Annotated in this window: 21 protein-coding genes; 8 read left to right on the top strand and 13 right to left on the bottom strand. The window is 66.7% G+C overall.

Features of this window, described 5'->3' with window-relative positions:
• Positions 1-8: 8 nt before the first annotated feature.
• On the bottom strand, positions 9-680 hold the full coding sequence (locus IEW22_RS04500) for an ACT domain-containing protein (RefSeq protein WP_188585492.1): 672 nt from the start codon (positions 678-680) through the stop codon (positions 9-11).
• Positions 681-1,000: 320 nt separating this feature from the next.
• Between IEW22_RS04500 and gatC the strand changes: the two genes are divergently transcribed.
• Entirely contained in the window at positions 1,001-1,330 is a 330-nt protein-coding gene (gene gatC / locus IEW22_RS04495) for an Asp-tRNA(Asn)/Glu-tRNA(Gln) amidotransferase subunit GatC (protein WP_188585399.1), read from the top strand.
• The gene (gatA, locus tag IEW22_RS04490; RefSeq protein ID WP_229742172.1) at positions 1,327-2,820 is read left to right on the top strand and encodes an Asp-tRNA(Asn)/Glu-tRNA(Gln) amidotransferase subunit GatA; all 1,494 of its coding nucleotides are present in this window, start codon (positions 1,327-1,329) and stop codon (positions 2,818-2,820) included. The genes gatC and gatA overlap by 4 nt, the downstream gene beginning before the upstream one ends.
• Positions 2,821-2,924: 104 nt before the next feature.
• Here the strand turns inward: gatA and IEW22_RS04485 are convergent, their stop codons facing one another.
• The gene (locus IEW22_RS04485) at positions 2,925-4,346 is read right to left on the bottom strand and encodes an alpha/beta-hydrolase family protein (RefSeq protein WP_188585397.1); all 1,422 of its coding nucleotides are present in this window, start codon (positions 4,344-4,346) and stop codon (positions 2,925-2,927) included.
• Positions 4,343-4,957 (bottom strand): hypothetical protein, encoded by a 615-nt coding sequence (locus IEW22_RS04480; RefSeq protein ID WP_188585396.1) that lies wholly within the window; start codon positions 4,955-4,957, stop codon positions 4,343-4,345. The genes IEW22_RS04485 and IEW22_RS04480 overlap by 4 nt, the downstream gene beginning before the upstream one ends.
• A gap of 166 nt (positions 4,958-5,123) precedes the next feature.
• On the opposite strand from IEW22_RS04480, the gene IEW22_RS04475 reads away from it, so the two are divergent.
• The 3 genes from IEW22_RS04475 (at position 5,124) to IEW22_RS04465 (ending at position 8,310) form a co-directional block, all read left to right on the top strand.
• Entirely contained in the window at positions 5,124-6,389 is a 1,266-nt protein-coding gene (locus IEW22_RS04475) for a sensor histidine kinase (RefSeq protein ID WP_188585395.1), read from the top strand.
• Positions 6,386-7,039: a response regulator gene (locus IEW22_RS04470; protein WP_188585394.1), complete on the top strand. Its 654-nt coding sequence runs from the start codon at positions 6,386-6,388 to the stop codon at positions 7,037-7,039. Before IEW22_RS04475 ends, IEW22_RS04470 begins: the two co-directional genes overlap by 4 nt.
• Positions 7,040-7,278: 239 nt before the next feature.
• Positions 7,279-8,310 carry a 6-phosphofructokinase gene (locus IEW22_RS04465; RefSeq protein ID WP_188585393.1) on the top strand — a complete coding sequence of 344 codons (1,032 nt, stop codon included), beginning with the start codon at positions 7,279-7,281 and terminating at the stop codon, positions 8,308-8,310.
• 13 nt (positions 8,311-8,323) lie between these two features.
• On the opposite strand, the gene IEW22_RS04460 is transcribed toward IEW22_RS04465, so the two are convergent.
• The 9 genes from IEW22_RS04460 to IEW22_RS04420 all read right to left on the bottom strand — a co-directional run bounded on the left by IEW22_RS04460 (position 8,324) and on the right by IEW22_RS04420 (position 19,882).
• On the bottom strand, positions 8,324-9,010 hold the full coding sequence (locus tag IEW22_RS04460) for an IclR family transcriptional regulator (RefSeq protein WP_188585392.1): 687 nt from the start codon (positions 9,008-9,010) through the stop codon (positions 8,324-8,326).
• Positions 9,011-9,021: 11 nt separating this feature from the next.
• Positions 9,022-10,209, bottom strand: a complete 1,188-nt coding sequence (locus tag IEW22_RS04455) for a CaiB/BaiF CoA transferase family protein (RefSeq protein ID WP_188585391.1) — start codon at positions 10,207-10,209, stop codon at positions 9,022-9,024.
• Positions 10,210-10,222: 13 nt separating this feature from the next.
• Positions 10,223-11,389, bottom strand: coding sequence for an acyl-CoA dehydrogenase family protein (locus IEW22_RS04450; RefSeq protein WP_188585390.1), 1,167 nt, complete (start codon positions 11,387-11,389; stop codon positions 10,223-10,225).
• A 240-nt stretch (positions 11,390-11,629) separates the two neighbouring features.
• A complete protein-coding gene (locus IEW22_RS04445) occupies positions 11,630-13,132 on the bottom strand; it encodes a purine-cytosine permease family protein (RefSeq protein WP_188585389.1) in 1,503 nt (500 codons plus the stop codon).
• 195 nt (positions 13,133-13,327) lie between these two features.
• A complete protein-coding gene (gene hutI, locus IEW22_RS04440; RefSeq protein ID WP_188585388.1) occupies positions 13,328-14,512 on the bottom strand; it encodes an imidazolonepropionase in 1,185 nt (394 codons plus the stop codon).
• Between the two features lie 106 nt (positions 14,513-14,618).
• Positions 14,619-15,974 (bottom strand): formimidoylglutamate deiminase, encoded by a 1,356-nt coding sequence (locus IEW22_RS04435; protein ID WP_188585387.1) that lies wholly within the window; start codon positions 15,972-15,974, stop codon positions 14,619-14,621.
• Positions 15,971-17,200 carry an allantoate amidohydrolase gene (locus IEW22_RS04430; RefSeq protein ID WP_188585386.1) on the bottom strand — a complete coding sequence of 410 codons (1,230 nt, stop codon included), beginning with the start codon at positions 17,198-17,200 and terminating at the stop codon, positions 15,971-15,973. The genes IEW22_RS04435 and IEW22_RS04430 overlap by 4 nt, the downstream gene beginning before the upstream one ends.
• Positions 17,197-18,945: a urocanate hydratase gene (gene hutU / locus IEW22_RS04425; protein WP_188585385.1), complete on the bottom strand. Its 1,749-nt coding sequence runs from the start codon at positions 18,943-18,945 to the stop codon at positions 17,197-17,199. The genes IEW22_RS04430 and hutU overlap by 4 nt, the downstream gene beginning before the upstream one ends.
• Before the next feature lie 154 nt (positions 18,946-19,099).
• Entirely contained in the window at positions 19,100-19,882 is a 783-nt protein-coding gene (locus tag IEW22_RS04420; protein ID WP_373284127.1) for a phosphotransferase, read from the bottom strand.
• Positions 19,883-20,032: 150 nt separating this feature from the next.
• On the opposite strand from IEW22_RS04420, the gene hutC reads away from it, so the two are divergent.
• Positions 20,033-20,806 carry a histidine utilization repressor gene (gene hutC / locus IEW22_RS04415; protein ID WP_188585383.1) on the top strand — a complete coding sequence of 258 codons (774 nt, stop codon included), beginning with the start codon at positions 20,033-20,035 and terminating at the stop codon, positions 20,804-20,806.
• Positions 20,807-20,853: 47 nt separating this feature from the next.
• On the opposite strand, the gene IEW22_RS04410 is transcribed toward hutC, so the two are convergent.
• The gene (locus IEW22_RS04410) at positions 20,854-22,221 is read right to left on the bottom strand and encodes an FAD-binding oxidoreductase (RefSeq protein ID WP_188585382.1); all 1,368 of its coding nucleotides are present in this window, start codon (positions 22,219-22,221) and stop codon (positions 20,854-20,856) included.
• Between the two features lie 234 nt (positions 22,222-22,455).
• On the opposite strand from IEW22_RS04410, the gene hutH reads away from it, so the two are divergent.
• Positions 22,456-24,033 (top strand): histidine ammonia-lyase, encoded by a 1,578-nt coding sequence (gene hutH, locus IEW22_RS04405; protein ID WP_229742170.1) that lies wholly within the window; start codon positions 22,456-22,458, stop codon positions 24,031-24,033.
• 67 nt (positions 24,034-24,100) lie between these two features.
• A complete protein-coding gene (gatB, locus tag IEW22_RS04400; RefSeq protein ID WP_188585381.1) occupies positions 24,101-25,603 on the top strand; it encodes an Asp-tRNA(Asn)/Glu-tRNA(Gln) amidotransferase subunit GatB in 1,503 nt (500 codons plus the stop codon).
• Positions 25,604-25,614: the final 11 nt, after the last annotated feature.

Raw genomic sequence — 25,614 nt, 5'->3', positions numbered from 1 at the left:
CGCGGCGATCAGGCCGGCTTGTCCAGGACGGTGTTGACGATGCCCGACAGGTATCCCAGGCGAGCGATCTCCGACGGCCGGAAGTCGGGACCGCCGGCACGTCCCAGCAGTAATGCCTTGTCGCCGTTGCCAATCGGTGCCGCGGCGAGCCGGGTCGCCATGTCGCTCCACGCCGTGGGCACCCAGTCGGCGTCGTGATCGAGGACGGTCGCCGAATGCAGCGGTAGCCAGTCGACGTCGGTGAGTGGTGTCTCGGGCGCACCGGAACTTCCGAAGAGGGTGATCACACCGGACCCGCCGCGCGTGATGACCATCGCCCACGACACCCGCAGCACCCGCGGGGTGTTGTCGACGAGTACCTGCATCCGATCGTGGGTGTTGGCCGTGGCGACCTGGTCGATCAGCTCGAGTTCACGGTGGGTGTCGAGAACGCCGGTGTACGGACGGATCGAGTCCACCCGTACGCCGTCGACCTTCTCGGCTGCGGTGATGAGGGTGTCGGGGAGTGAACCGGGGGCCACCTCGACGACGATGTCGTCGACGGCGTATCCGTTCATGCGCTCGACCACGTCGAGCGACAGGATGTCGGCGCCTGCCGAGCCGAGCGAGACGGCCAGTGCGCCGAGGCTGCCCGGCCGGTCATGCAAGTACACGCGCAGCAGATAGGACACGCTCGACATTGTTGCACCTACCGCGACTCCGATCCCGGCATGTGCTCGACGTCGCGCGCCGGGCGCGGACACCAGATCTGGCAGGTGGCCGGAGGTCTTCGAGGTGGCAATGCTCACGTGCATCCACTGTAGTGAATCGCCAGTGAAGCTCATTCGACCGACCCTCGGTGCGGCGCTGAGGAGTCCGTCGACATCACGGTCGGATGTGTTGACTAGGCTGACATGAGCGGTTGCCGCGCAGGTGGCCCGCACCCGCTGATCGTCGACGAGGTGATCCACGGACGACTCGGTCCACGTGTGATGCGGCTCGACTGCGATCAGGGGTTCACATGACCGGACACGGAAGGACCAACCGGACAGTGGCAGCAATCTCGCGGGACGAGGTGGCGCACCTGGCGCGATTGTCCCGACTCGCGCTCACCGACGCCGAACTCGACCAGTATGCGGGTCAGCTGGACTCGATTCTCAACTATGTGGCGCAGGTGTCGGAGGTCGCGGCCGCCGACATCCCGCCCACCGCTCACCCGGCCGACATCGCGAACGTGTTGCGACCAGACGTCGAGCACCAATGCCTCACCAACGAGCAGGCACTGGACCAGGCGCCCGCCGTCGAGCAGGAGCGCTTCGCCGTTCCGCAGATCCTGGGAGAAGAGCAGTGAGCGCCCCCACACGTGCCGCCGGACCCGTCACCGGGTTGTCGGCGGCTGAACTGGCCGAGAAGATCCACAGCCGTGAACTCACCTCGGTGGAGGTGACCCAGGCCCATCTCGATCGCATCGCCGAGGTCGACGACGAGCTGCACGCATTCCTGCATGTGAGTTCGCAGGAGGCGCTCGCCGCCGCGGCCGAGGTCGACAGGTCGCTGGATCAGGGGCAGGCGCCGACCTCGCCGCTGGCCGGTGTGCCGCTGGCGCTCAAGGACGTCTTCGCCACCACCGACGCACCGACCACTTGCGGATCGAAGATCCTCGAGGGCTGGATGTCGCCCTACAACGCGACCGTCACCGAACGGCTCAAGGCTGCGGGGATCCCGATCCTCGGCAAGACCAACATGGACGAGTTCGCGATGGGCAGCTCCACCGAGAACTCTGCCTACGGTGTGACACGAAACCCCTGGGACACCAGCCGTATCCCCGGCGGCTCCGGTGGCGGCAGTGCCGCGGCGCTGGCCTCGTACTCGGCGCCGCTGGCCATCGGCACCGACACCGGCGGATCCATCCGCCAGCCCGCCGCGGTCACCGCGACCGTCGGGGTGAAGCCGACCTATGGCACCGTCTCGCGATACGGACTCGTCGCCTGCGCCTCGTCGCTCGACCAGGGCGGACCGTGCGGCCGCACGGTGCTCGACACCGCACTGCTGCACTCGGTGATCGCCGGCTACGACCCGCGCGATTCGACGTCGCTGGATCTCCCGGTACCCGACGTGGTCGGTGCCGCGAGAGCCGGTGCCGCACATGATCTGTCGGGTGTTCGCGTCGGTGTGGTCACCGAACTGCAGGGCGAGGGCTATCAGCCCGGCGTGCTCGAATCCTTCACCGCCGCAGTGCAGACGCTGCGCGACCGCGGTGCCGAGGTGGTCGAGGTGTCGTGCCCGAGCTTCACCTCGGCTCTGTCGGCGTACTACCTCATCCTCCCCTCGGAGGTGTCGAGCAACCTCGCGCGCTTCGACGGCATGCGCTACGGGTTGCGTGTCGGTGACGACGGCACTCACAGTGCCGACGAGGTGATGGCACTGACCCGTGAGGCCGGATTCGGCCCAGAGGTCAAGCGGCGCATCATGATCGGCACCTATGCGCTGTCGGCCGGCTACTACGACGCCTACTACGGTCAGGCTCAGAAGGTGCGTACGCTGATCGCACGCGACTTCGAGGCCGCATTCCAGAATGTCGACGTCCTGGTGTCGCCGACCACACCCACCACGGCGTTCCCGATCGGGGAGAAGGTCGACGATCCGCTCGCGATGTACCTGTTCGACCTGTGCACGCTGCCGGTGAATCTCGCCGGCACCTGCGCGATGTCGGTGCCCTCCGGGTTGTCGTCCGACGACGGATTGCCGGTGGGGCTGCAGATCATGGCTCCGGCGATGGCCGACGAACGGCTCTACCGCGTGGGTGCCTCCTATGAGGCTGCGCGCGGCGATATCGGCTGATCGTTCTCGCCTGTCGTCGTCGGTGCCGTTGCGGTGATCCGTGCGGCGCAGGGTGCTCGCCCACGCGCGGTGCTCGACCGGTGGATGCTCGCCGTCAGTCGTCGTCAGCGTGGGTCGCGGCGGAGTGTGGTGTGATCGAGACACTGCTCGCGGATCTGCGCCTGCTCGGGTCCGTAGCGGTGCCCCACACCCGAGCCGAAGCTGCGCGCCGAGAGTAGGTCGATGCTGCGAGAGATGAAGCTCGCCACCGGGATCCACGGCGGGCGTCGCAGCGCGGTACCGGTGTCCACGCGTTGGTGCGTCGGTCGGGTCGGTCGCCATGCCAGTGCCGGCGACCAGTCGGCCACCGGGTCGGACCGATTGACGAGCACCTGCCGGTGGAGACCGTCGGCGGCGATGGAGTCGGCGGGCGGGCCGGCGAGCAGCGTTGTGCACACGCGCGAACCCCCGACACTCGCGCGGGCCGCGTCGGCGCCGACCGCTCCCAAGCTCTGTCCGTACAGCACCACGTGCGGGCGTTCGCCGCGCGGCATCGCCTCCAGAGCGTGCAGGACAGCCGCGGTGACCGCAGTCGCCGAGGAAATCGCCAGCGTGCGGTGGACGAGGAACGATTCCCAGCTCGGCGCGGAATCGTATTGGACGGCGATGACACTGAGGTCCGTGCGTGAGCGACTCTCGAATGCCGCGATCGCGGCGGGATCCACCCAGCCGGAGCCGGTGGGGACGGCGATCACCACCGTCGAGCGATGCGCACCCCCGAGCGTGAGCCAGGCCTTGACGGCGTCGCGGGCGCGATCCTGCATGGTCCGCTGGTCCAACGGCTCGTAGACGCGCAGCGACGCAGGCGTCGCGCTGTCGGTCAGGAAGCTCTCCGCGTGTGAGCGACCCGATGCCGGACTCGCTGCAGACCTCGCCGAACTCGTCGCGCCTGAGCTCAGACCGGTCGCGGACCCGCAGCTGACGGTGCCGGCGATCAGTGTCGCGATCACGGCGGTCGCGCAGGTCACCGCGACCGTGGGGGTCGCCGCACGCTGGGGTGTGAGGGCTGCGCGGTGGCGGCGACGACCGCGTACGGCCGCGACCGCGGCGTATCCCGCGACGACGGGTGTACAGAAGAGGACTCTCCACACCCAGCTCAGTCCACCGATGCCGAGTTCATCGCGAAGAGTGTTCTCCCAGAGCATGTTCCACGCGGACATCGCGATGCTCGCACTCAGACACACCGCGGCCGCCACGACACGCGCAGAGCCGGCGACCGGACAGGTCCTCGCCGGTGACCGGTGACCGACACAGCGCCCGACGACCCGCATGATTCCCGACGCCACAGCGCCGAACAACGCACCCGCGACGACGAGACAGGCGAGAACCGCGAACTCGACGAGCGGGACGCGGGGTAGCGACGGTGGGGTGAGTGCTAGTGCAGCACCCACGGCCGCGCCGAGGGAGGTCAGCGCGCGGGGCAGGTGTGCGGAGATGTCCCGGAGCGTCACACCCCGGACCGTCATGTCCCGGACCGTGATGGTCATGATCGGACCAGCCGGGCGAGGACGGTGAACGCGAAGACCGGCGCCGACACCGTGCGGCCGGGTGCCGTGTCACCCTCTCGCCACGAGTTCACGCCGACACCGCGATCGGCGAGATCTGCGGCCACATCGCATACGGCGTCGCCGCACGATCCGCGCATGCGAGCAATGAGGTTGGCGTCGAGTGCGCGCCGCGCCCACGGTTGCAGCGGGTGTCCGTGCACCGCCGCACTGCGCAGCAGGTCGTAGCCGAAATCGTGTTCCCGGCACATCGGTTGGAACTGCGCAGGCATCGCGATCGGAGACGAGCACGAACCCGCCGGATTCTCCGGATGTCCCTGACGGAGCTGCGGGAGGTAGCCGAATCGCGCGCCGAAGTCGGCGGGAAGGTGCGCGAGTGCGTCGGCGGGATGTGCACCGACGAGTGCGGTGATCGCCGCCCCCTCGGGTGTGCGTTCGTCGGCTGAGCGTCCGGCAGTCCCGCGGGCCGAGGCCCCGCCGGCGACCACGAAGGCCGCCACGATCCCGCCGGTGACGAGGATCGCTGCGATCAGCACTGCCGCAGACAAGACAGAGGTGCCGCCCGGCAGTGCTCTGATGCGTTGTGAGGTCATGGTTTTCGACGCTAGGAAGTGCGGGTCCATGCGCGAATCGGCGCGTGGACCGAGGTCAGTTCTCCCGCGCAGGTCGTGGGCGGGTGTGTGTATGCGACCGCTGAGGGAGGCGGATCTCCCTCCGGAGTATGAGGACACCGCAACCGGCATTTCGTAGGGTGGCGGTATGGCAGACGGCAACTCGCGCCGCCGGCCGTGGCGCACAGTGCGCGTGCGGGCGCGGCGACTGTTCACCAACGCGGACATCGCTGTCGCGCCGGCGGTCGCCGATCACTTCCGCTCACCGATGAACGTGATCGCGCTGCTGGTGGCGGCGGTGCTGTTCGCGGTCTCGTGGTCGACATTTGCCGCCACATTGGACCTCCCCGTCGCCGCGTGGCCGCTGTGTGCGGCGCTGACCGCGTTGCCGGTGGCCCTGGCGTGGTCACATCCACTGGTGGGGTGGGCCGTGTGCCTGGTGGCCGCGGCGGTCATCGGGCAGATCGCGGGGCGGGTGAACGAGTGGCCGTGGGCGATGCAGGTCACCACGATCATCGCGATGGTGGCGCTCACCGTCATGACCTACGTGCGGGTGCCGTGGTGGAGTGTGCCGCTGGTCTGGGTGGTGACGTCGCTGCTCTTCTTCCTCTCGGCGCCTGGGCTCACCTGGGTGGGGTGGGCGGTGGGCTTCGCGATCACCGGGGTGGTGGTTGTGTTGGCGCGCTTGGCATTCCGCTCGCGAATCGAACTCGAACGAGAGACTGGTTTGAAAGAGCAAGCGACCCAACGGTCGGCGGTGCTCAACGAGCGTGCACGGATCGCCCGGGATCTCCACGACGTGGTGGCGCACCGGATGTCGATGGTGGTGGTGCAGGCGGAGTCGGCGCCGTACCGATTGCGTGGCCTGTCACCGGAGGTGGTCGCCGAGTTCGAGTCGATCGCCGCCACCGGGCGCGAGGCACTGCAGGAGGTCCGTCAGATGCTGGGGGTCCTGCGGGTGGAGGAGGACGGCGCGCAGTCGATGCCCAACCCCACCGTTGCCGACATCGCGGCGCTGGTCGCCTCCACCCGCTCGGCCGGCGTCGACGTGCAGGCGCAGGTGAGTGTCGATCCGCAGACCCTGGGGGATGCGACGTCGCTCGTCGCCTACCGGATCGTGCAGGAGTCACTGGCCAACGCCACCCGGCACGCACCGGGTTCGTCGGTGGTGGTCGCGGTGCAGGCGAATGCGGGAACCCTCGAGGTGAGTGTCGACAACTCGGCTCCCCGCCCCGGCGCGGCCCCGTCGGGTGCGGTGGGTTCAGGCCCGTCTGACGAGGGCGGCGGGTTCGGCATCATCGGGATGATCGAACGCGCCAATGCCGTCGGTGGATCTCTGTCTGCGGCGGCCGCCCGTGACGGCGGTTTCGCCGTACGGGCCGTGCTCCCGCTGCGATCGGGAGTAACGGTGTGAGTATCACGGTGGTGATCGCGGACGACCAGGCGATGGTGCGGCAGGGATTCGGGGCGTTGCTGGCAGCCCAAGACGACATCGAGGTGATCGGCGACGCCGCCGACGGTCGTGCAGCGGTGGAACTCGTGCGCGCGGTGTCGCCGGATGTGGTGCTCATGGACGTACGGATGCCGGTGCTCGACGGTTTGCGGGCCACGCGGGAACTGCTCACGGGATCCGATCGCGTCGCCTCGAAGATTCTGATGCTCACCACCTTCGACATCGACGACTACGTCTACGACGCGCTGGCGGCCGGGGCCTCGGGCTTCATGCTCAAGGACGCCCCGGCCGCCGAATTGGTGCGGGCGGTGCGGGTGGTCGCGACCGGGGACGCACTTCTGGCGCCGTGGGTGACGCAGCGATTGATCTCCGAGGTGGTCTCCACACGCCGTCCGCGACCGGCCGCACCCGGGGCCACCGCGACACTCACACCGCGCGAACGCGAGGTGCTCGAGAAAGTGGCCGAAGGGAAATCGAATGCAGAGATCGCCTCGGTGCTGTTCGTCACCGAGCAGACGGTCAAGACCCATGTGAGCAGCGTGCTGGCGAAGCTGGGGCTGCGCGACCGGGTGCAGGCCGTGGTCTACGCCTTCGAAAACGGGCTTCGCTGAAAGTGCTCGCGCGAATGTCCCGCGTGCGACGCATCCGCCGTCCTCCGTGCCGTGTACTGACAGATCGTCCGTGGTCGTATCACGCAGCGCAGTGGGGCGGGGTCCACTAGATTGAACGCATCGCCGACCCGGCCGGGGGCCCGCTGTGGACCTGCTTCGTGGGTAGCGTGGGGCCGGTATGACGAGCTCGACGGCTCGACCGGATGTGTTGACGCCCGACGACGAGAGGATCTGTTCCTGTGGCCCGTTTCGGAATCCTGACCTCGGGCGGCGACTGCCCCGGGCTCAACGCCGTCATCCGCGGCGCCGTACTCAAGGGTGAGACGGTCTACGGGCACAGCTACCTCGGATTCAAAGACGGATGGCGCGGCCTCGTCGAGGGCGATGTGATCCCGCTCGACCGCGCGGTCGTACGTGGCCTGTCCCATGAGGGCGGCACGATTCTGGGCACCAGCAGGTTCGGGCCGTATACCGAACCGCAGGGTGGTCCGGAGAACATCAAGAAGGTGCTCGACGATCTGCGGGTGGACGGCGTGATCGCGATCGGCGGGGAGGGCACCGCCTCGGCGGCCAAGCGCCTCTACGGCGACGGCATCAACATCGTCGGTGTGCCCAAGACCATCGACAACGATCTGGGTGCGACCGACTACACCTTCGGTTTCGACACCGCCGTCTCCATCGCCACCGAGGCGATCGACCGATTGCGCACCACGGGTAATTCGCATATGCGGTGCATGGTCTTGGAGGTGATGGGTCGACATGCGGGATGGATCGCGTTGCACTCGGGTATCGCAGGCGGCGCACACGCCATCCTCATCCCCGAACAGCCCGAGAGCCTCGATCAGATCTGCGCGTGGGTGACCAGTGTGCGCGCACGAGGCCGTGCCCCGATGGTGGTGGTCGCCGAGGGATTCAAACTCCCCGACATGGGCGCTGCGCATTCGACGAAGGGTCTCGACGGCTTCAACCGTCCCCGGCTCGGCGGCATCGGTGAGGTGCTCGCCCCTCTGATCGAGGAGCGCACTGGAATCGAAACGCGCGCAACTGTTCTCGGTCACATCCAACGTGGGGGTTCGCCGACGGGATTCGACCGTGTGCTCGCGACCCGGATGGGTATGGCGGTCTCGGACCTCGTCGCCGATCGAGGCTGGGGTGAGATGGTGGCGCTGCGCGGCACCAACATCGTGCGCGTCGATTTCGAGGAGGCGCTCGCGAATCACAAAGTGGTGCCGCAGGAGCAGTATCAGGAGATCCGCGTCATCTTCGGGTGAGATCGCGTGTGAATCAACGCTGCTCGTCGGGCACTGCGGCGGCGATGTCTGCCCCGAGCTCTGCCGACAACCGGCCGGAGTACTCGACGAGCACTCGACCGTGCTGGGCACAGACATCGTCGGTGAGGCGAAACGTGGGCCCCACAATGCTCAACGCGCCCGCGACGCGTCCTGTCGCGTCGACGATCGGGGCCGCAACTCCCGTTGAGTGCTCTTCGATCGCATCGTCTGCAATCGCGTAGGAGCCCGGGGTCAGGTCGCCACGTAGCGCGGTTCCGGCGGCAGTTCCCGCGAGGGGGATGGTCTGACCGACCCATCCCATGTGCCGAATGGCGTGAGTGCCCTGAACCTGACCGATGTAGAGGCCGGTATCACTTGAGCCACGTATCGACAGATACGTTGATTCCCGCGTGATCTCGGCGATCGTCTCCATCGCCGGTTGGGCACGATAGAGGAGCTGGTTGTCGGAGATCGCCTGAGCGCCCAACTGCAGTAGTCGCGAACCTGCCTGGTAGACGTTGTCCCTGCCGCGTTGTACGAATCCCGTCTGCTCGAGGCTGCGGATCAGCCGCAGCGCGGTACTCGGAGCCAGATCCGTTGCCTTGGCGGCCTCGGCGAGGGTGAGCCCACCGTCTTCGATGATCGCTCCGAGTAGTTCGAAAGTGCGGCTGACACTTCGGGTCACGTCACCGGGCGGCATCTGATCCTCCTCTACACATGGTCAGGATTGTCACCCGTCCGATCGATCCGATCAGGTTCGGCCTCGCCGAGGATCTCGTCATGATGTTCGTCGAGGAGCGGGCTTCGTCTCACCCCGGGTCGCGCACTGTCGCCGAACACGACCGGCTGCCGGACGTAGGATACCGTTCCTGCAACCGGATGCTCGAAGGATTCGACCACCGCGCGGTGACCAGCCTGTTCCGATGTGAGTGCCTGTTCAACGGTCCACACCTCTGATCCCGCGAGTCCGGCAGCACTGAGCGACTCGAGCACCTGAGCGACACTCTTACCCGCAGCCCACGATTCGATCTCGGCACGCAGAGCGGGTTCGTTCTGTGTCCGGGCGGTGTCGTCGGCGAATCTCTCGTCTGTGAGCAGGTGATCGCGGCCCATTGTGTGGGCCAAGGTCTGAAATCCCTTCTGGCTGGCGATCGCGAGAACGAATTGACCGTCGGCGGCACGGAAGGTGTCGAACGGTGTCGACACGGGGTGCCGATTTCCCACGCGTTTGGGGGTCTCGCCGGTCGCCTGCAACTGGCTGTGCGCAGTCGGCAACATCGCGAGCAAGCTGTCCAACATCGCGATATCGAGGTGTTGGCCGCGGCCGGTGGCGCGAGACGACAGCAACGCTGTGCTGATTCCCCATGCGGCGAAGATTCCGGTGATGGTGTCGCCGAACGATTCGCCGAGACGTGTGGGACCGGATTCTTCAGTTCCGGTGATGCTCATGATCCCTGAGAGCGCCTGAACGACCAGGTCGTATGCGGCAGCGCCGGCCATCGGCCCGCTCTGGCCGAAACCGGAGATTGATGCGTAGACGATCCGTGGGCTGCGGGCGCGGACGGTGTCGTAGTCGATGCCGAGCCGGCCGGTGACACCCGGCCGGAAGTTCTCGACGACGACATCGGCACCCTCGATCAGGCACAGCAGTACCTCGCGATCGTCGGGGTCTTTGAGGTCGAGTGCGATGGAGCGCTTTCCGCGGTTGAGAACGTTGAAGTAGATGCTCTCACCGTCGCGGAACGGGCCCAGATGTCGCGAGTCCTCACCCGTCTTCGATTCGATTTTCACGATATCTGCGCCGGCGTCGGCGAGGAGTGCCGTGCAGAAGGGTCCCGAGAGCACGCGGGACAGGTCGATCACCCGGACGCCGTCGAGTGGGGCAGGTGCACTGGTCATTGTCGACTGTCTCTCAGTAATCGGTGGAACGGGTGGATGGTGCATTGCCGGCGATGGTCAGCAACTGGATCTGCGACGTGCCCTCGAAGATGCGCAGAATCCGGCAGTCTCGGTACAGCCGCTCGATCTCCGACTCGCGCATGAATCCGGCGCCGCCGTGAATCTGCATGACCTGGTCGACGATCGAGAAGCATGATTCCGTCGCAATGTATTTCGAGATCGAGGCGGCGCGGCGCACCTCGCCGCCGTCGTCCTTGACATCCGCCGCCCAGTCTGCGGTCACCCGTGAGGCGACGAGCCGGGCGTCGAATTCGCCGAGGAGGAGTTGGATGGCCTGGAAATCGCGGATGGGTTGACCGAACTGGCGACGTGTGGAGGCATATTCGCGCCCCACCTCCCATGCACGAAGCGCGATCCCATTTGCCATGGCGGCGACGTCGATTCGTGCACGGTTGAGTGCGGTCAGCGCGAGATTGCCGCCACGTCCCTCGGTGCCGATGAGGTGATCGTGCGGAAGCACCACGTCGTCCAAGTACACGGTGTAGGTGGGTGCTGAACGGATTCCCAACTTGTCCTGTGGCTCTGAAAAGCTGACGCCGGCAGTGCCCTTCGGCAGTGCGAAGGCTGTGATGCCGCGGAAGCCGGCCGTGGGGTCGGTTGTGGCGAAGACCACGACGAGATCGGCTTCCTGGGCATTCGAGATGAAGGTCTTGGAACCCGATAGGTGCCAACCGTCGTCTCGGTGGCATGCCGTTGTGCGCATGGAGGCGATATCGGAGCCTGCGTCGGGTTCGGTGAGTGCGAACGCCGCGAGGTGGCCACCGGATGTGAGCGGAGGCAGCCAACGTGTCCGCTGCGCATCGCTCCCGCCGAGGAGTATGGGCTCGATTCCCAGGTAGTGCGCGGTGTAGATGGATGCCAATGCCGCATCAGCACGTGCGATTTCCTCGATGGCAACCAGCTGTGCGCGGGTCGGCAGGCCGAGTCCACCGAACTCTGCCGGAATCGAGATGCCCATGAGGTCCTGATCGGCCAGGCGCTGGATGAGCTGTCGCGGAAACTGAGCGGATCTGTCCCGATCGGCCGCGCCGGGGCGAATCTCGGCGTCGGCGAATTCTCGTACCGACGTGCGCAACTCGGCGGACGTGACGGTGTCGGTGTGTGCGTGCTGGGTGGTCACCTGGGGCTCCTGAACTTTTCCCGTCTAATTCCATCTAATGGAATTAGAATACTGTCTGACGGCATAAGTAGTGTCGCATGGGACGAGTGGGGTGTCCACCCCGTGTGTGCTGGGTGGTGGCGCCATGTCGCGACTGGTTGGCGAGACCCGTTGCACGACAGCGGGCTTGTGGTTCCGTGAAGAACCACAAGCCCGCTGTGTATCGTGCGGATGTTCAATTATCTGATGAGGCAATGGTATTCAGTCGGGCACGCGACGTGAAGACGGGCCTCCCGCTGTTGCGTGGTCATGCGCAACGTGCTCGGAGTCTGGAACCGAGGATGCCTCCGACAGCGGTGACGTGGTGGGGTACACCGTCGCGGCCGGTGCGCGATTGTGGTGTCGTGCAGGCGGATAGTACAGGGCTGCGGCCACGACGAGCCCGAGTATCCAGGAGATGTCGACGCCGCCGATCATCCTGGTGATCGGTCCGGTGTACATCGTCTGGGCGAGAAATGGGATCTGAATGAGGACTGCGATCGTATAGGTCGACAGCGCATACCAATTCCAGGCACCGTAGCGGCCTCGACGGTCATAAAGAGCAGGGATGTCGATACGTTCCTTGGAGATCAGGTAGTAATCGACCAGATTGATCGCACTCCACGGCGTGAAGACCATGAGAAGCAGCAACACGAAATTCTTGAAATTCGACAGGAAGTTGTCGCTGGCGGCCAGCGCGATGATCATCGATATCGCGACGAATCCGAGGATGTACACCGTACGTACCCTGGCAGACACCGAGGATCGTCCGGTGAACGATGTCGTCGTGGTCAGAACGCCCATGAATCCGCCGTAGGCGTTGAGCGTGTTGACCGTGAGCTTTCCGATGACGATGACCAGATAGATGATCATGGCCGCCCATGCGGGCCCGGCCAGTTCGCCGAAGTAGCCGACCTGGTCGCCGAGGAAGGCGTCGCCTGCGATCGCCGCCACGAGTGCACCGATGGTCATCGACCACTGTGAGCCGAGGACACTACCGGCGAGCGTTGCCCAGAAGGTCTTCTTCGGGGATGTGTCACGAGGCAGGTAGCGGGAGTAATCAGCGACATACGGCCCGAACGTGAGCTGCCAGCCGGCGCCGAGTGACACCGCGAGCAGGAAGGTCGCGATATCGAAGCCGTGCACGCTGAGGACATCGGCCGCATCGTAGGCAACGAAGAGGCGGATGGTGAGGTAGGCGAAGGCGAGTACGCCGACGACCGTCGCGATGCGGCCGAGGAGGTGGATCATTCGATAACCGATGAGAGTCACCACCGCCGTCAGCACCGCGAAGATGACTATCCCCACGCTCACGCTGTCGATGTGCAGGAAATGGCTGATCGCCTGACCGGCGAGAACGCTTCCCGTCGCGGCGAATCCGAGATACATGAGGATGACCATCACCAGGGGGACGACCGCGCCGAGCACGCCGAATTGCGCGCGACTGGAGATCATCTGTGGAAGTCCCAGTCGCGGACCCTGCGCCGAATGCAGGGCCATCACGATACCGCCGAGGATGTTGCCGATCGCCAGTCCGATGATCGCCCACAGCGCGTCGGCGCCGAAGACCACGGCGAGTGCACCGTCGACGACGGCGGTGATCTGTGTATTCGCCCCGAACCACAACGTGAACTGGTTGAGGGGTCGCCCGTGGCGTTCAGCGTCGGGTACGACGTCGATGGTTCGGGTTTCCACGGTGGTTGCGCGGGTGTTCGTGTCGGTCACAACTGGTCCCTCGTGAGTGTCGATGGCTCCGCGAGCCGGAGATCATCTTTGTATAGTGCTGTATATACAACTTGCGTGCAGTGTGAATGCCGGAGTTTTTACAGTCTCGTAACCCTTGCCGTCGCATCTGCCCCCGCATTCATTGACATCGAAAGGCTTTGAGCAACAGTGATATACGGGTAGACGTGCGCTGGGTCAGTTCGTGCCACGATCGCGATGAGGCACCCCGCCGGCCACCACTGTGCCCACCAGCGGTACTCCCGGTCGGTAGGCGAGATGGATGTAGGAGGGAGCGTCGAGTACCGCGAGATCGGCGCGCATCCCTGGTCGAAGGACGCCGATGTCGTTGCGTCGCAGTGCGAGTGCACCGCCGGCTGTGGCTGACCAGAGCGCCTGAGCGGGTGTGAAATACATATCCCGCACCGCGACGGCGATACAGAAGCCCATACTCGTGGTGAACGAGCTGCCCGGGTTGCAATCGGTGGCCAGTGCGACCGTCACGCCCGCATCGAACATCCGGCGCGCATCGGGCCATCGTGCGCGGGTGGAGAATTCGGCGCCGGGCAGCAGTGTCGCCACGGTGTCGGAGGCGGCGAGTGCCGCGAGATCGTCGTCGGTGGTGTAGGTGCAGTGATCGATCGACGCGGCGCCCAGTTCCACACCGAGTGCGATACCCGGCCCGTAGTCGAGCTGTCCTGCGTGTAGGCGTGGGTGCAGACCCGCGTCGATGCCGGCCCGCAGTACATGGCGGGTCTCATCGACGTCGAATGCGCCGCGATCGCAGAACACGTCGATCCACCGTGCATGGGGTGCACATGCCGAGAGCATCTCCCCGCATACGAGATCGACATAGCCATCGCGATTGTCGCGATACTCCGCGGGTACCACATGGGCGCCGAGATAGGTGGTCTCGGTGGTGAAGTGGCGTGCGATCCGCAGGCTCCGCGCCTCGTCCTCGGTGCGGAGACCGTATCCGCTCTTGGTCTCGAAGGTGGTGATCCCCGCCGCGGTCATCTCGGCGACCAGATGTGCGACGTTGGCCTCGAGAGCCGCATCGTCGGCGTCCCGGGTCGCGCCGACGGTGGTCGCGATCCCGCCTGCGGCATACGGCTGTCCGCTTATGCGTGCGGCGAATTCTGCGGATCGCTCGCCGGCGAACACCAGATGTGCATGAGAGTCCACGAAGCCCGGGATCACCGCCGCCCCCTGCAGGTCGATCCGTTCGTCGGCGTCGGGGGCCCGCCTCGACGATCCGACCCAGGCGATGGTGTCGTCGGCGACCACCACTGCGGCGTCGGTGATGATGCCCAGCGCTGATCCGTCGCCGCGAGCGGGATCGTTGGTCACCAACTCGCCGATCCCGGTGTAAACGGTGGTCATGTGCGGACTCGAATCCTCGTGGTTGTCGGCATCAGTTCAGCATCCCGGCTCGGTTCAGCATCCCGGTTCATCCCGGCGAACGGGCTCGTCGCCGCAGACGGTCTGCTCATCTGAGCACCCCGGTTCTGCTTGTCAACGCGTCGATCTCGACTGCCAGCTGACCGGCAGGATCGTCGACGAGGGTGTGCCGGCGTGCGCGTACCACGAATTCTCCGTCGACCACGACGTCGGTCACGTCGGCTGCCGACGCCGCGAACACCACGGTCTCCGGGGAGAATCCGCACCCGGCGGTGCGCACCGAACCCATGTCGAGCGCCACGAGGTCGGTGCGCATGCCCACGGCGATGGATCCGGCATCGTGCCAGCCGAGGGCGAGCTGACCGTCGCGGGCGGCCGCGGTGAGCAGTCGGGTGGCCTCGAAGTTGCCTCGCCGCATGGTGCGCAGTCGCTCGTCGAGTTCGACAGCCCGTGACTCCTCGAAGAGATCGATCATCGCCTGGCTGTCCGAGCCGAGGCAGAAGTGCCCCGGGTTGTCCAGCAGCGGTGCCGCCGGTCCGATGCCGTCACCGAGATCGCGTTCGGTGGTGGGGCAGAAGCACACCCCGGTCGCGGTGTCGCGCAACAGCGCGATGTCGTGGTCGCGCAGATGTGTGGCGTGCACGACCGTCGTCGACGGTCCCAGTGCGCCGGCGTGGTCGAGGACCTCGATCGGACTCTGGCCGTAGAACGCCTGGCAGGCATCGATCTCGGCGAGCTGCTCGCAGGCGTGCACGTGCAGTGGCGCATGATGTGCTGCGGCCCACCGCGCGACCACCGGCATGTCTTCACGTGCGACGGCGCGCACCGAGTGGATCGCCGCGCCCACCTTGGCATGCGGTCGAGGTGGCTCCGCGGCCAGGAGTTCGACCCGCGCAGCCCAGTTCTGCACGCTTCCGTCACCGAATCTCTGCTGCGGTCCGGCGGCCAGCGGCGAACCATTCACGGCGGCAGTGAGATAGCACGCGTCGAGCAGAGTGATACGGATACCGGCGTCGGCGGCGGCATCGATCAGTGCGTGCCCCATCGCATTCGGGTCGGCGTAGGGACGGCCGTCGCGATCGTGGTGGAGGTAGTGGAACTCGCCGACCGAGGTGATTCCCGCCAGTGCCATCTCGGCGTACACCGCTCGCGCGAGACGTCGATAGGACTCCGGGGTGAGTCTCTCGGCGGCACTGTACATCAGCTCACGCCAGGTCCAGAACGTTCCGCGGTCGGTTTGGGTACGGGCGCGCAATGCCCGATGAAATGCGTGTGAATGGGCGTTGCCCAGACCCGCGATCACCATTCCGGTGAGCTGTTCGGCGCCCGGTGGTGGCGGTGTGTCGGGGGAGAGAGCGGTGATCACGCCGCCGTCGGAGTCCACGACGACGCTGTGGGCCACCACGCCGCCGTCGAGAATCGCTCGTTGACACCAGAACTTCATGACGCCGCCTGTGCGCGCATGATGGTGGCCAACGCCTGCGCGCCGGCTTCGCAGTCGGCCGGGTCGGCGTATTCGTGGGGAGAGTGGGAGACGCCGGTCGGGTTGCGCACGAACAGCATTGCGCTTGCCACCACCGACGCCAGGATGCCCGCATCGTGTCCGGCGGCGGTCGGCAGCACCGGAATGTCACCGAATTCCTCGGCCAGTGTCGCCTGCAGGTCGGCGGTCAGAGCGAGGGAGAAGTCGACCACCGGCGTCGTCGACTCCGCCTCGGCGCGTACCGATACCTGTTCAGCGTCGGCGTGTTCACCTGCCGCAGAGACGATGTCGTCGACGATGCCGGCCAGCGTCGTCTCGTCACCCGCCCGGGCGTCGAGCCATGCGGTCACCGACGATGCGATGGCGTTGGTCCCGTTGGGCGTCACGGCGACCTTGCCGAAGGTCGCCACACCACCATGGCTGCGCGCCATTGCGCGTGCGGCGAGGACGGTGGCGGCATAGACCAGCATCGGGTCGCGCCGATCGACCAGGCGTGTGGTGCCCGCATGATCGGCCCGTCCGGCGAAATCGAACCGCCACCGACCGTGCGGCCAGATCGACGACGCGATCCCCAGCGGGGCATCGGCCGGGCCGAGTGCTCGGCCCTGTTCGATGTGGAGTTCGACGAATGTGCCGACCCGCTCGGCGAGTTCGGTGTCGCGTCCGACGTGTCGCGGATCCCGGCCCTGAGCACCCATCGCCTCGGCGAGTGTGGTTCCCTGCTCATCGCGCAGGGCCAGGGCGTGGTCACGGCTCATCACACCGGTCGACAGCCGTGACCCCATACACGCCACACCGAAGCGTGCACCCTCCTCGTCGGAGAATGCGGTGACCGCAATGGGTTTGGTGGGAGTGATGTGCTGTTCTCGCAGGAGGTCGACCGCGTGGAGCGCCGACACCACGCCGAGCGGGCCGTCGAAGGCGCCACCGTCGGGCACCGAGTCGAGGTGCGAACCGGTGACGAAGGCATCTCGCGGATCGCCGGTGACACCTGGCGGCATCCACCACGCCCACAGATTGCCGTTGCGGTCCTCCTGTACGTCGAGACCGCGCGCAGTCGCCTCGCCGGAGAACCATTCGCGCAGCGTCATGTCCGCAGACGTCCACGCGAAACGTCGGTACCCGCCGCTGGTGTCGTCACGGCCGATGCCCAGCAGTGACGACCAGAGCGACTCGAAGGAACTCACTCGTTCTCCTGCATGGGGATTCGCACACCGCGTGCGGCGGCGACCTCGGCGGCGTGTTCATACCCGGCATCCACGTGGCGGATCACACCCATCGCCGGGTCGTTGGTCAGGACACGTTCGATCTTGGCCGCCGCCAGGTCGGTACCGTCGGCGACGGTCACCTGTCCGGCGTGGATGGAGCGTCCCATACCGACCCCGCCGCCGTGGTGGATCGACACCCAGGTGGCTCCGGAGGCGGTGTTGACCAAGGCGTTGAGCAACGGCCAGTCGGCGATCGCGTCGGAACCGTCGAGCATGGCCTCGGTCTCGCGGTAGGGGGATGCCACCGATCCGGAATCGAGGTGATCGCGACCGATCGCGATCGGCCCCGACAGCTCGCCGGAGGCCACCATCTCGTTGAATCGCAGTCCGGCCCGGTGACGTTCGCCGTATCCGAGCCAGCAGATGCGAGCCGGTAGCCCTTCGAAAGCGACCTTCTCCTCGGCCATGGTGAGCCACCGACGAAGGTGGTCGTTCTCCGGGAACAGTTCGAGGATCGCGCGGTCGGTGGCGGCGATGTCGGCCGGGTCGCCCGAGAGTGCGGCCCACCGGAACGGTCCCAGCCCTTCTTCGAATTGCGGTCGGATGTAGGCGGGTACGAAGCCCGGGAAGGCGAATGCGCGGTCGAAGCCACCCTTGCGGGCCTCGTCGCGGATGGAGTTGCCGTAGTCGAACACCTCCGCGCCGCGGTCGAGGAAGCCGACCATCGCGGCGACGTGGCGGGCCATGGATTGCTGTGCCTGTTCGGTGAACCAGACGGGGTCTTTCTCCGCCATCGTCTTCATGTCGTCGAAGTCGATACCGATGGGCAGGTAGGACAGCGGGTCGTGGGCCGATGTCTGGTCGGTGACGATGTCGATGGGGGCATCCCGGTCGAGGAGTTCGGCGAAGACCTCGGCGGCATTGCCGACCACGCCGATCGACAACGGACGCTTGGCATCGCGGGCCTCGATCGCCATCGCCAGGGCCTCGTCGAGATCGGCCGCCTTGGTGTCGAGGTAGCGGTGCTCGATGCGCCGATCGACACGTGAGGGGTCGCAGTCCACGCAGATCGCCACGCCGTCGTTCATGGTGACGGCCAGTGGCTGTGCGCCGCCCATCCCGCCCAGACCTGCGGTGAGCGTGATGGTTCCGGCCAACGTGCCGCCAAAGCGCTTGCGCGCCACGGCACCGAAGGTTTCGAAGGTGCCCTGCAGGATGCCCTGGGTGCCGATGTAGATCCACGACCCCGCGGTCATCTGGCCGTACATCGTCAGTCCCTGGGACTCCAGCGCGCGGAACTGTTCCCAGTTGGCCCAGTCGCCCACCAGATTGGAGTTCGCGATGAGTACCCGCGGGGCCCAGGTGCTCGTGCGCAGCACACCGACGGGTTTGCCCGATTGCACCAGCATGGTCTCGTCGTTCTCCAGGGTGCGCAGCGTCGAGACGATCGCGTCGAAGGCGGGCCAGGATCGGGCCGCGCGCCCGGTGCCGCCGTAAACGACCAGATCCTCGGGGTGCTCGGCGACCTCGGGATCGAGGTTGTTGCACAGCATCCGCAAGACCGCCTCCTGCTGCCACCCCTTGCAGGAGATCTCGCTGCCGCGCGGAGCGCGAACGGTGCGCGGGCCGTGATGCGGTGTTGCCCTGTGCCCAGTGGTGTCTTCTGCAGTGGTGTTTTCTGCGGCGGTGCTGTCTGGGGTGCTGGTCGGCTGGGTGCTGGTCATGCGTCTCTTCTCTCGGCTCTCGTCCCTGTCAGTGCTCGTCTACTGCTGCTTGTATAGTGCTGTATATACAACCTGAGCGCAGCGGAACCGCCGGATTTTTACACGCTCGTAACCGGGTTCCCGCTCGGTCTCGGGACGGGGGGCTCGCATGGTGTCACGAGAGATCCCAGAGCAATCGGTAGTAGGCGAGCCGATCACTGTCGTGCTGGATGCCGTAGCCCTCGAAGAGGGCCCGCTCACACGGCAGGTGAAAATTCCACTCCAGACTCCACGCCGCCACGGCCAGATCGGCCCACCGATCGGCCACGCCCAGGGACCCGAGATCCACGTGCGCCGTGTAGAAGCCGTTCTCGTCGAGAAGGGTGTTGGGGGCACAGGCATCGCCGTGGCAGACCACCAGCTTGTCGACCGGCGGCGGCGAGGAGAGGATCTCGCGAGCCTCGCTGATAGCGAGGTGGCGGTGTTCGGGTGCCCAGTCGGAGGGACCTTCGCCGTGTGTCAGGCGTGCGTGCACCTGTGTCTTCCGATCGTCGACCGACCAGGTGAACGGGCACCGGTCCACGGGTGCGAGATCGTGAAGCCGACGCAGCCCGAATCCGATCGAGCGGGCCGCGACCGACGGCTGCCCCTGCCAACGACGATCGGCGGCGTTGAAGGCATTGAGTGCCGAGGTGACGAGCCATGAGCCGGCATCGTCACGCCCCATCTCGAGCACGGCGGGCACCGTCACGAACGAGCCCACCCACCGCAGTCGTGCGGCCTCGTCGGTGAAATCGCCCTCGGGTGTCCCGGCGAGTTCGGCCGGTGCCCACTTCACAAAGCATCTGGCCGCATGCTCGGGTCCGATGCGGAATGTCACGCCGCCGCAGACATTGCGCCATACGGCGGTCGCGCGGTCGCCGTCGGCGATGGCCTGCACCGCGTCGGGGACCGGTATCTCGGTTCTGGGTACCCCGGCGATCGGAGCCTGTGCAGCGCTCACGTCTCGATTGTCGACCCAAATCGTCATCGGCGCGCCTCGAGCAGGGTCGGTGTGCTCACGCCGCGCCTGCGTGTCGGCGCGGTGGTGCTCGTTAGACTCGCCCACATGACCACCGCCTCGTCGGCGAATGCGAGCGACGGGCTCGCACGTGACTTCCGCGAGTCCGCGGGCCCGTCCGTGCCCGCCTATCAGCGGGTCAAACTGCTGATCGGGGGCCGTGTGCGCAGCGGTGAGTGGACCGAGGGGATGCAGATCCCCTCGGAGAACCAGCTGGTGGACGCACTCGGACTCTCGCGGATGACCATCAACCGCGCCTACCGGGAACTCAGCGCGGAGGGTCTGATCGTCCGGATCCCCGGGGTGGGGACCTTCGTCGCCGACGTACGTCGGCCCTCGCCACTGTTGGAGGTGCGCAGTATCGGCGACGAGATCGCCGAACGTGGTGGCCGCCACCGTATGTCGATGCGCTACGTCCGCTGCGAGGATGCCGGCGCCCATCGCGGGCTCCTCGACGATGCGGACTTCACCGCACCCACGGTGTTCCACTCCCTCGCAGTGCATTTCGAGGACGACATCCCCATCCAGATCGAGGATCGCTACGTCAACCCGGTGACGGCTCCGGGGTATCTCGACCAGGACTTCACCGAGATCACCCCGCATGCCTATCTGAGCGCGGTCGCGCCGCTGACCCGCGGAGAACATGTGGTGGAGGCTGTGATGCCCACCGCCGACGAGGCCGCGATGCTGGCGATGGAGGCCACCGAACCGTGCCTGCTGGTGCGCCGGCGCACCTGGTCGGGGGACAGGATCGTCACTGCGGCTCGTCTGCTGTACCCGGGCTCACGAAGCCGACTCGAGGGTTCGTTCACCACCACGTGAGCACGTGTGAGCAGTGCCCGGCTGAACCGGGCCATGTATCGGATCTCTCAGATCGCCTTGCCGGGGTTGAGGATTCCCAGTGGGTCGAGTGCTCCCTTGATGTCGTGGCACACCGCGAGCGTGTCGGCGCCGAGATCCTCGCCGAGCCAGCGCTTCTTCAGTACGCCCACACCGTGCTCGCCGGTCAGTGTGCCGCCGAAGGAGATCGCCGTGCGGAACACCTCTTCGGCGGCGGCCATCACCTCATCGGGCACCTCGGGTAGTCCGCGCTCGTAGATGAAGGTCGGGTGGACGTTGCCGTCGCCGGCATGGGCCACGCTCGCGACGGTCACGCCGTGCCGTGCCGATATCTCGTCGACGGCGGCGAGCATGTCGGCGAGGCGGCTGCGCGGCACGGCCACATCCTCCACGAGCGCGGCACCGGCGTGTTCGTAGGCCGGGTAGGCCAGCCGACGGATCTCGATGAGTTGTTCGGCTTCCGCGGCGTCGTCGGAGACGATCACATCGAATCCGCCTGCGGTGGTGAACAGTTCGGCGATCACTGCGGCACGTTCGATCGCTGAGGTGCCGGTGGTCTGGGCCACCAACAGTGCACCGGCGTCGGGTTCGAGGCCGGTGTGCTTGAAGTCGTCGATCAGTGTCAGCGTCCGGCGATCGAGTAGTTCCATGAGCTCGGGTTCGAGGTTGGCGCTCATCACCTGGGCAACGGCAGCCCCGGCGGCGGCGGTGTCGGTGAAGGAACCGACGATCACCGGGGACAGGCCCACTGGACGCGGACGCAGTCGCACGTCGATCTCGGTCACCACGCCCAGGGTGCCCTCGGATCCGACGAACAATCCGGTCAGGTCATAACCGCTGACGTTCTTCACCGTGCGACGGCCGGTGCGGATGATCCGCCCATCGGCCAGGACCACCTCGAGTCCGGCGATGCTGTCCCGTGTCACGCCGTATTTCACGCACCGCAGGCCGCCGGCGTTCGTGGCGACGTTGCCGCCGATCGAGCAGATCTCGACCGATCCCGGATCGGGTGCGTACATCAGTCCGCGCTGGGCGACCGCGCGGTCGAGTTCGGCGGTGATGACGGCGGGTTGGGTCGTGGCCAGCATGTTCGGGGCATCGATGTCGAGGATGCGGTTGAGATGGGCCGTCGAGAGAATGATGCACCCGTCGCTGGCCGTGGCCGCCCCCGCGATACCCGACCCGGCGCCGCGAACAACCACCGGAACCCGGTGTCGGGTAGCCCATTTCATGGTCTCCGACACCTGCGCGGTGTCGGCGGGCGAGACCACTGCGAGTGCCAGACCGTAGGGGGCGGGGGAGCGGTCGTGGCTGTAGGTCTCGATCACGTCGGGATCGGTCCGCACCGAGACGCCCGCCGCGACGAGTTCGTCGAGTGTGCTCTGCGAAAGGGTCATGGCTTGACGGTACGCGCGGCGCCGACCCCTCCGAGCAGCGGCTTGTCCGGTGAGGTGGTGTGCTTTCGTGTTGAACCGGCGACTCCGGTGTGCGACAGTTTCGGAGGTTGTATAGACAACTGCGTCGAGCGGCACCGTCCGACGCGCCGGCGGGGACACCGCCGCGCGACAGGCGGTGCCGATCGTGACGACCGAACGAAGCAGACAGACGAACGAATCAGGCAGGGGTGGACGGTGTCGAGTGCAGCAGTGGCCGACGGAACGCGGCAACGACCGACGGTGATCGTGGGTGTGGGTCCGGTCGGTGCCGATGACGTCGTGGCGGTCGCGCGTGGAGGCGCCGAGGTCACACTCGGCGACGACGCGCTGTCCGCGATCGCGCAGACGCGCACCCACATCGAGTCGCTGGCCGCGCGACCCGACCCCGTCTACGGCGTCTCGACCGGCTTCGGCGCCCTGGCGACCCGCCACATCCCCGAACACCTGCGAACCGAGTTGCAGCGCAGCCTGATCCGGTCACATGCGGCCGGAACCGGTGATGTGGTCGAACCCGAAGTGGTGCGGGCGATGATGCTGTTGCGATTGTCGACGTTGGCGACCGGCCGTACCGGTATCCGCCCGGAGACCGCGACCGCCTACGCTGCGCTGCTGTCGTCGGGGCTGGTCCCGGTGGTCCACGAATACGGCAGTCTCGGCTGCTCGGGAGACCTCGCACCGCTGGCACATGTGGCGCTGACTCTCACCGGTGAAGGTGTGGTGGCCACGCCCGACGGCCGGATCATCCCGACCGCCGAGGCGTTCGCCGAGTTCGGTCTGCATCCGGTGACCCTGGCCGAGAAGGAGGGACTTGCGCTGATCAACGGCACCGACGGCATGCTCGGCATGTTGCTGCTGGCGTTGGCAGACCTCGACAATCTGTTCGCCGTCGCCGACATCTCCGCGGCGATGAGCGTGGAAGGGCTGCTGGGGACCGACAAGGTCTTCGCCGACGATCTGCAGCGGTTGCGTCCCCAGCCGGGTCAGGCTGCGGCCGCGGCGAATATGCGGGCGGTGCTGGCCGACTCGCAGATCGTGGCCAGCCACGCCGGACCGGAGGACACCCGTGTTCAGGATGCGTACTCGCTGCGGTGCGCCCCGCAGGTCGCCGGTGCCGGCCGCGACACAGCAGCGCATGCGCGCATGGTCGCCGAGAACGAACTGGCCAGTGCCATCGACAATCCCGTGGTCACGTTGTCGGGGGAGGTGGTGTCCAACGGCAACTTCCACGGGGCGCCGGTGGCCTATGTGCTCGACTTCCTGGCGATCGCGATCGCCGACCTGGCGAGCATCAGCGAGCGACGCACCGACCGGTTCCTCGACCGCTCACGCAACCACGGCCTGCCGCCGTTCCTCGCCGACGATCCTGGCGTGGACTCGGGTCTGATGATCGCCCAGTACACCCAGGCTGCGATCGTCTCCGAGCTCAAGCGGCTCGCGGTGCCGGCGTCGGTTGATTCGATCCCGTCGTCGGCCATGCAGGAAGACCACGTGTCGATGGGATGGTCGGCGGGGCGCAAACTGCGCCGCGCGGTCGACGGTCTGGCCCGGGTGCTCGCCATCGAGGTGCTCACCGCGGGTCGTGGTGTGCAGATGCGGGCTCCGCTGCGGCCGTCGCCGGCCTCGGCCGCAGTGATCGAGACGTTGCGCTCGGCCGGTGTCGACGGTGTGGGCCCCGACCGATTCCTCGCCCCGGAGATCGAACGCGCGGTCGGTGCAGTGGTCTCCGGTGACGTGCGTGCGGCCGTGGAGTCGGTGGTCGGTCGGCTGCAGTGATGCCGATACGCCACGCTCGCACCATCCGAGGTACGTGGTCGTCGGCGGGAAACATAAACTGGTCGGCATGACAGCAGCGACCACAGACCTGATGGACTACGACGAGGTCGTCTCCACCTATGACCCGGTCCTGGGTCTGGAGGTGCACGTCGAGCTCGGCACCGCGACGAAGATGTTCTGCGGCTGCCCGACCGGATTCGGTGCCGACCCCAACACGCAGGTGTGCCCGGTGTGCCTGGGTCTGCCCGGCGCGCTGCCGGTGGTCAACGCCAAGGGCGTGGAGTACGCGATCAAGATCGGTCTGGCGCTGAACTGTTCGATTGCCACCTCGTGCACGTTCGCGCGGAAGAACTACTTCTATCCCGATCAGCCGAAGAACTATCAGATCTCCCAGTACGACGAGCCGATCGCCTTCGACGGTCACCTCGATGTGGTCCTCGACGACGGCACCACCTGGCGGGTGGACATCGAGCGGGCGCACATGGAGGAGGACACCGGCAAGTCGCTGCATGTGGGCGGTTCGGGACGTATCCACGGTGCCGATCACTCGCTGCTGGACTACAACCGGGCCGGCGTGCCGCTGGTGGAGATCGTGACCAAGCCGATCACCGGGACCGGTGAGAGGGCACCGGAGGTCGCTCGCGCCTATGTGAGCGCGTTGCGGGACCTGCTGCGTTCGCTGGACGTCTCCGACGTGCGAATGGATCAGGGATCACTGCGCTGTGACGCGAATGTGTCGCTGATGCCCAAGGGCGCCGACGAGTTCGGAACGCGCACCGAGACCAAGAACGTCAACTCCCTCAAGAGCGTCGAGGTCGCGGTGCGGTACGAGATGCGCAGGCAGGCGGCGGTTCTGAGCGCCGGCGGCGAGATCATCCAGGAGACCCGTCACTTCCAGGAGTCCGACGGCACCACGTCGGCTGGTCGGCGCAAGGAGACCGCGGAGGACTACCGCTACTTCCCCGAGCCGGATCTGGCGCCGGTCGCACCCGACCCGGCGTGGGTCGCCGAGATCGGCAAGAGCCTGCCCGAGCTGCCGTGGGTCCGGCGCGCGCGTATCCAGCAGGAGTGGGGCATCTCCGACGAGGTGATGCGCGACCTGGTGAACGTGGGGGCGATCGATCTGATCATCGCCACCGTCGAGGCAGGCGCCACACCCGAGAGTGCCCGCAGCTGGTGGGTGTCGTTCCTCGCCCAGCAGGCCAACACCCGCGAGGTGGAGTTGGCCGAACTGCCGATCACCCCCGCTCAGGTGGCCGAGGTGATCGCGATGGTCAACGACGGCAAGCTGACCACCAAACTCGCCCAGCAGGTGGTGGTCGGAGTTCTCGACGGCGAGGGCGAACCGGCCGAGATCGTCGCGACCCGCGGCCTCGAGGTGGTACGTGACGATTCGGCACTGCAGAAGGCGGTCGACGAGGCGCTCGCCGCCAACCCCGACATCGTGGAGAAGATCCGTGGCGGCAAGGTCGCTGCGGCGGGCAAGATCGTCGGCGACGTAATGAAGGCCACGCGCGGCCAGGCCGACCCCGCGCGGGTGAAGGAACTGGTCCTCGCCGCCTGCGAGTGATCTCGGCGACT

The organism is Gordonia jinhuaensis, from assembly GCF_014639795.1.
Classification (GTDB): domain Bacteria; phylum Actinomycetota; class Actinomycetes; order Mycobacteriales; family Mycobacteriaceae; genus Gordonia_B; species Gordonia_B jinhuaensis.
The sequence above is the reverse complement of the archived record's forward strand: the minus strand, read 5'-3'. Positions and strand labels throughout refer to the sequence as shown.

Coding starts and splice junctions, on each gene's coding strand:
- IEW22_RS04500 (WP_188585492.1), bottom strand. CDS start 680: ATGTCGAGCGTGTCCTATCTGCTGCGCGTGTACTTGCATGACCGGCCG.
- gatC (WP_188585399.1), top strand. CDS start 1,001: ATGACCGGACACGGAAGGACCAACCGGACAGTGGCAGCAATCTCGCGG.
- IEW22_RS04485 (WP_188585397.1), bottom strand. CDS start 4,346: ATGACCATCACGGTCCGGGACATGACGGTCCGGGGTGTGACGCTCCGG.
- IEW22_RS04480 (WP_188585396.1), bottom strand. CDS start 4,957: ATGACCTCACAACGCATCAGAGCACTGCCGGGCGGCACCTCTGTCTTG.
- IEW22_RS04475 (WP_188585395.1), top strand. CDS start 5,124: ATGGCAGACGGCAACTCGCGCCGCCGGCCGTGGCGCACAGTGCGCGTG.
- IEW22_RS04460 (WP_188585392.1), bottom strand. CDS start 9,010: ATGCCGCCCGGTGACGTGACCCGAAGTGTCAGCCGCACTTTCGAACTA.
- IEW22_RS04455 (WP_188585391.1), bottom strand. CDS start 10,209: ATGACCAGTGCACCTGCCCCACTCGACGGCGTCCGGGTGATCGACCTG.
- hutI (WP_188585388.1), bottom strand. CDS start 14,512: ATGACCACCGTTTACACCGGGATCGGCGAGTTGGTGACCAACGATCCC.
- IEW22_RS04435 (WP_188585387.1), bottom strand. CDS start 15,974: ATGAAGTTCTGGTGTCAACGAGCGATTCTCGACGGCGGCGTGGTGGCC.
- hutU (WP_188585385.1), bottom strand. CDS start 18,945: ATGACCAGCACCCAGCCGACCAGCACCCCAGACAGCACCGCCGCAGAA.
- hutC (WP_188585383.1), top strand. CDS start 20,033: ATGACCACCGCCTCGTCGGCGAATGCGAGCGACGGGCTCGCACGTGAC.
- IEW22_RS04410 (WP_188585382.1), bottom strand. CDS start 22,221: ATGACCCTTTCGCAGAGCACACTCGACGAACTCGTCGCGGCGGGCGTC.
- gatB (WP_188585381.1), top strand. CDS start 24,101: ATGACAGCAGCGACCACAGACCTGATGGACTACGACGAGGTCGTCTCC.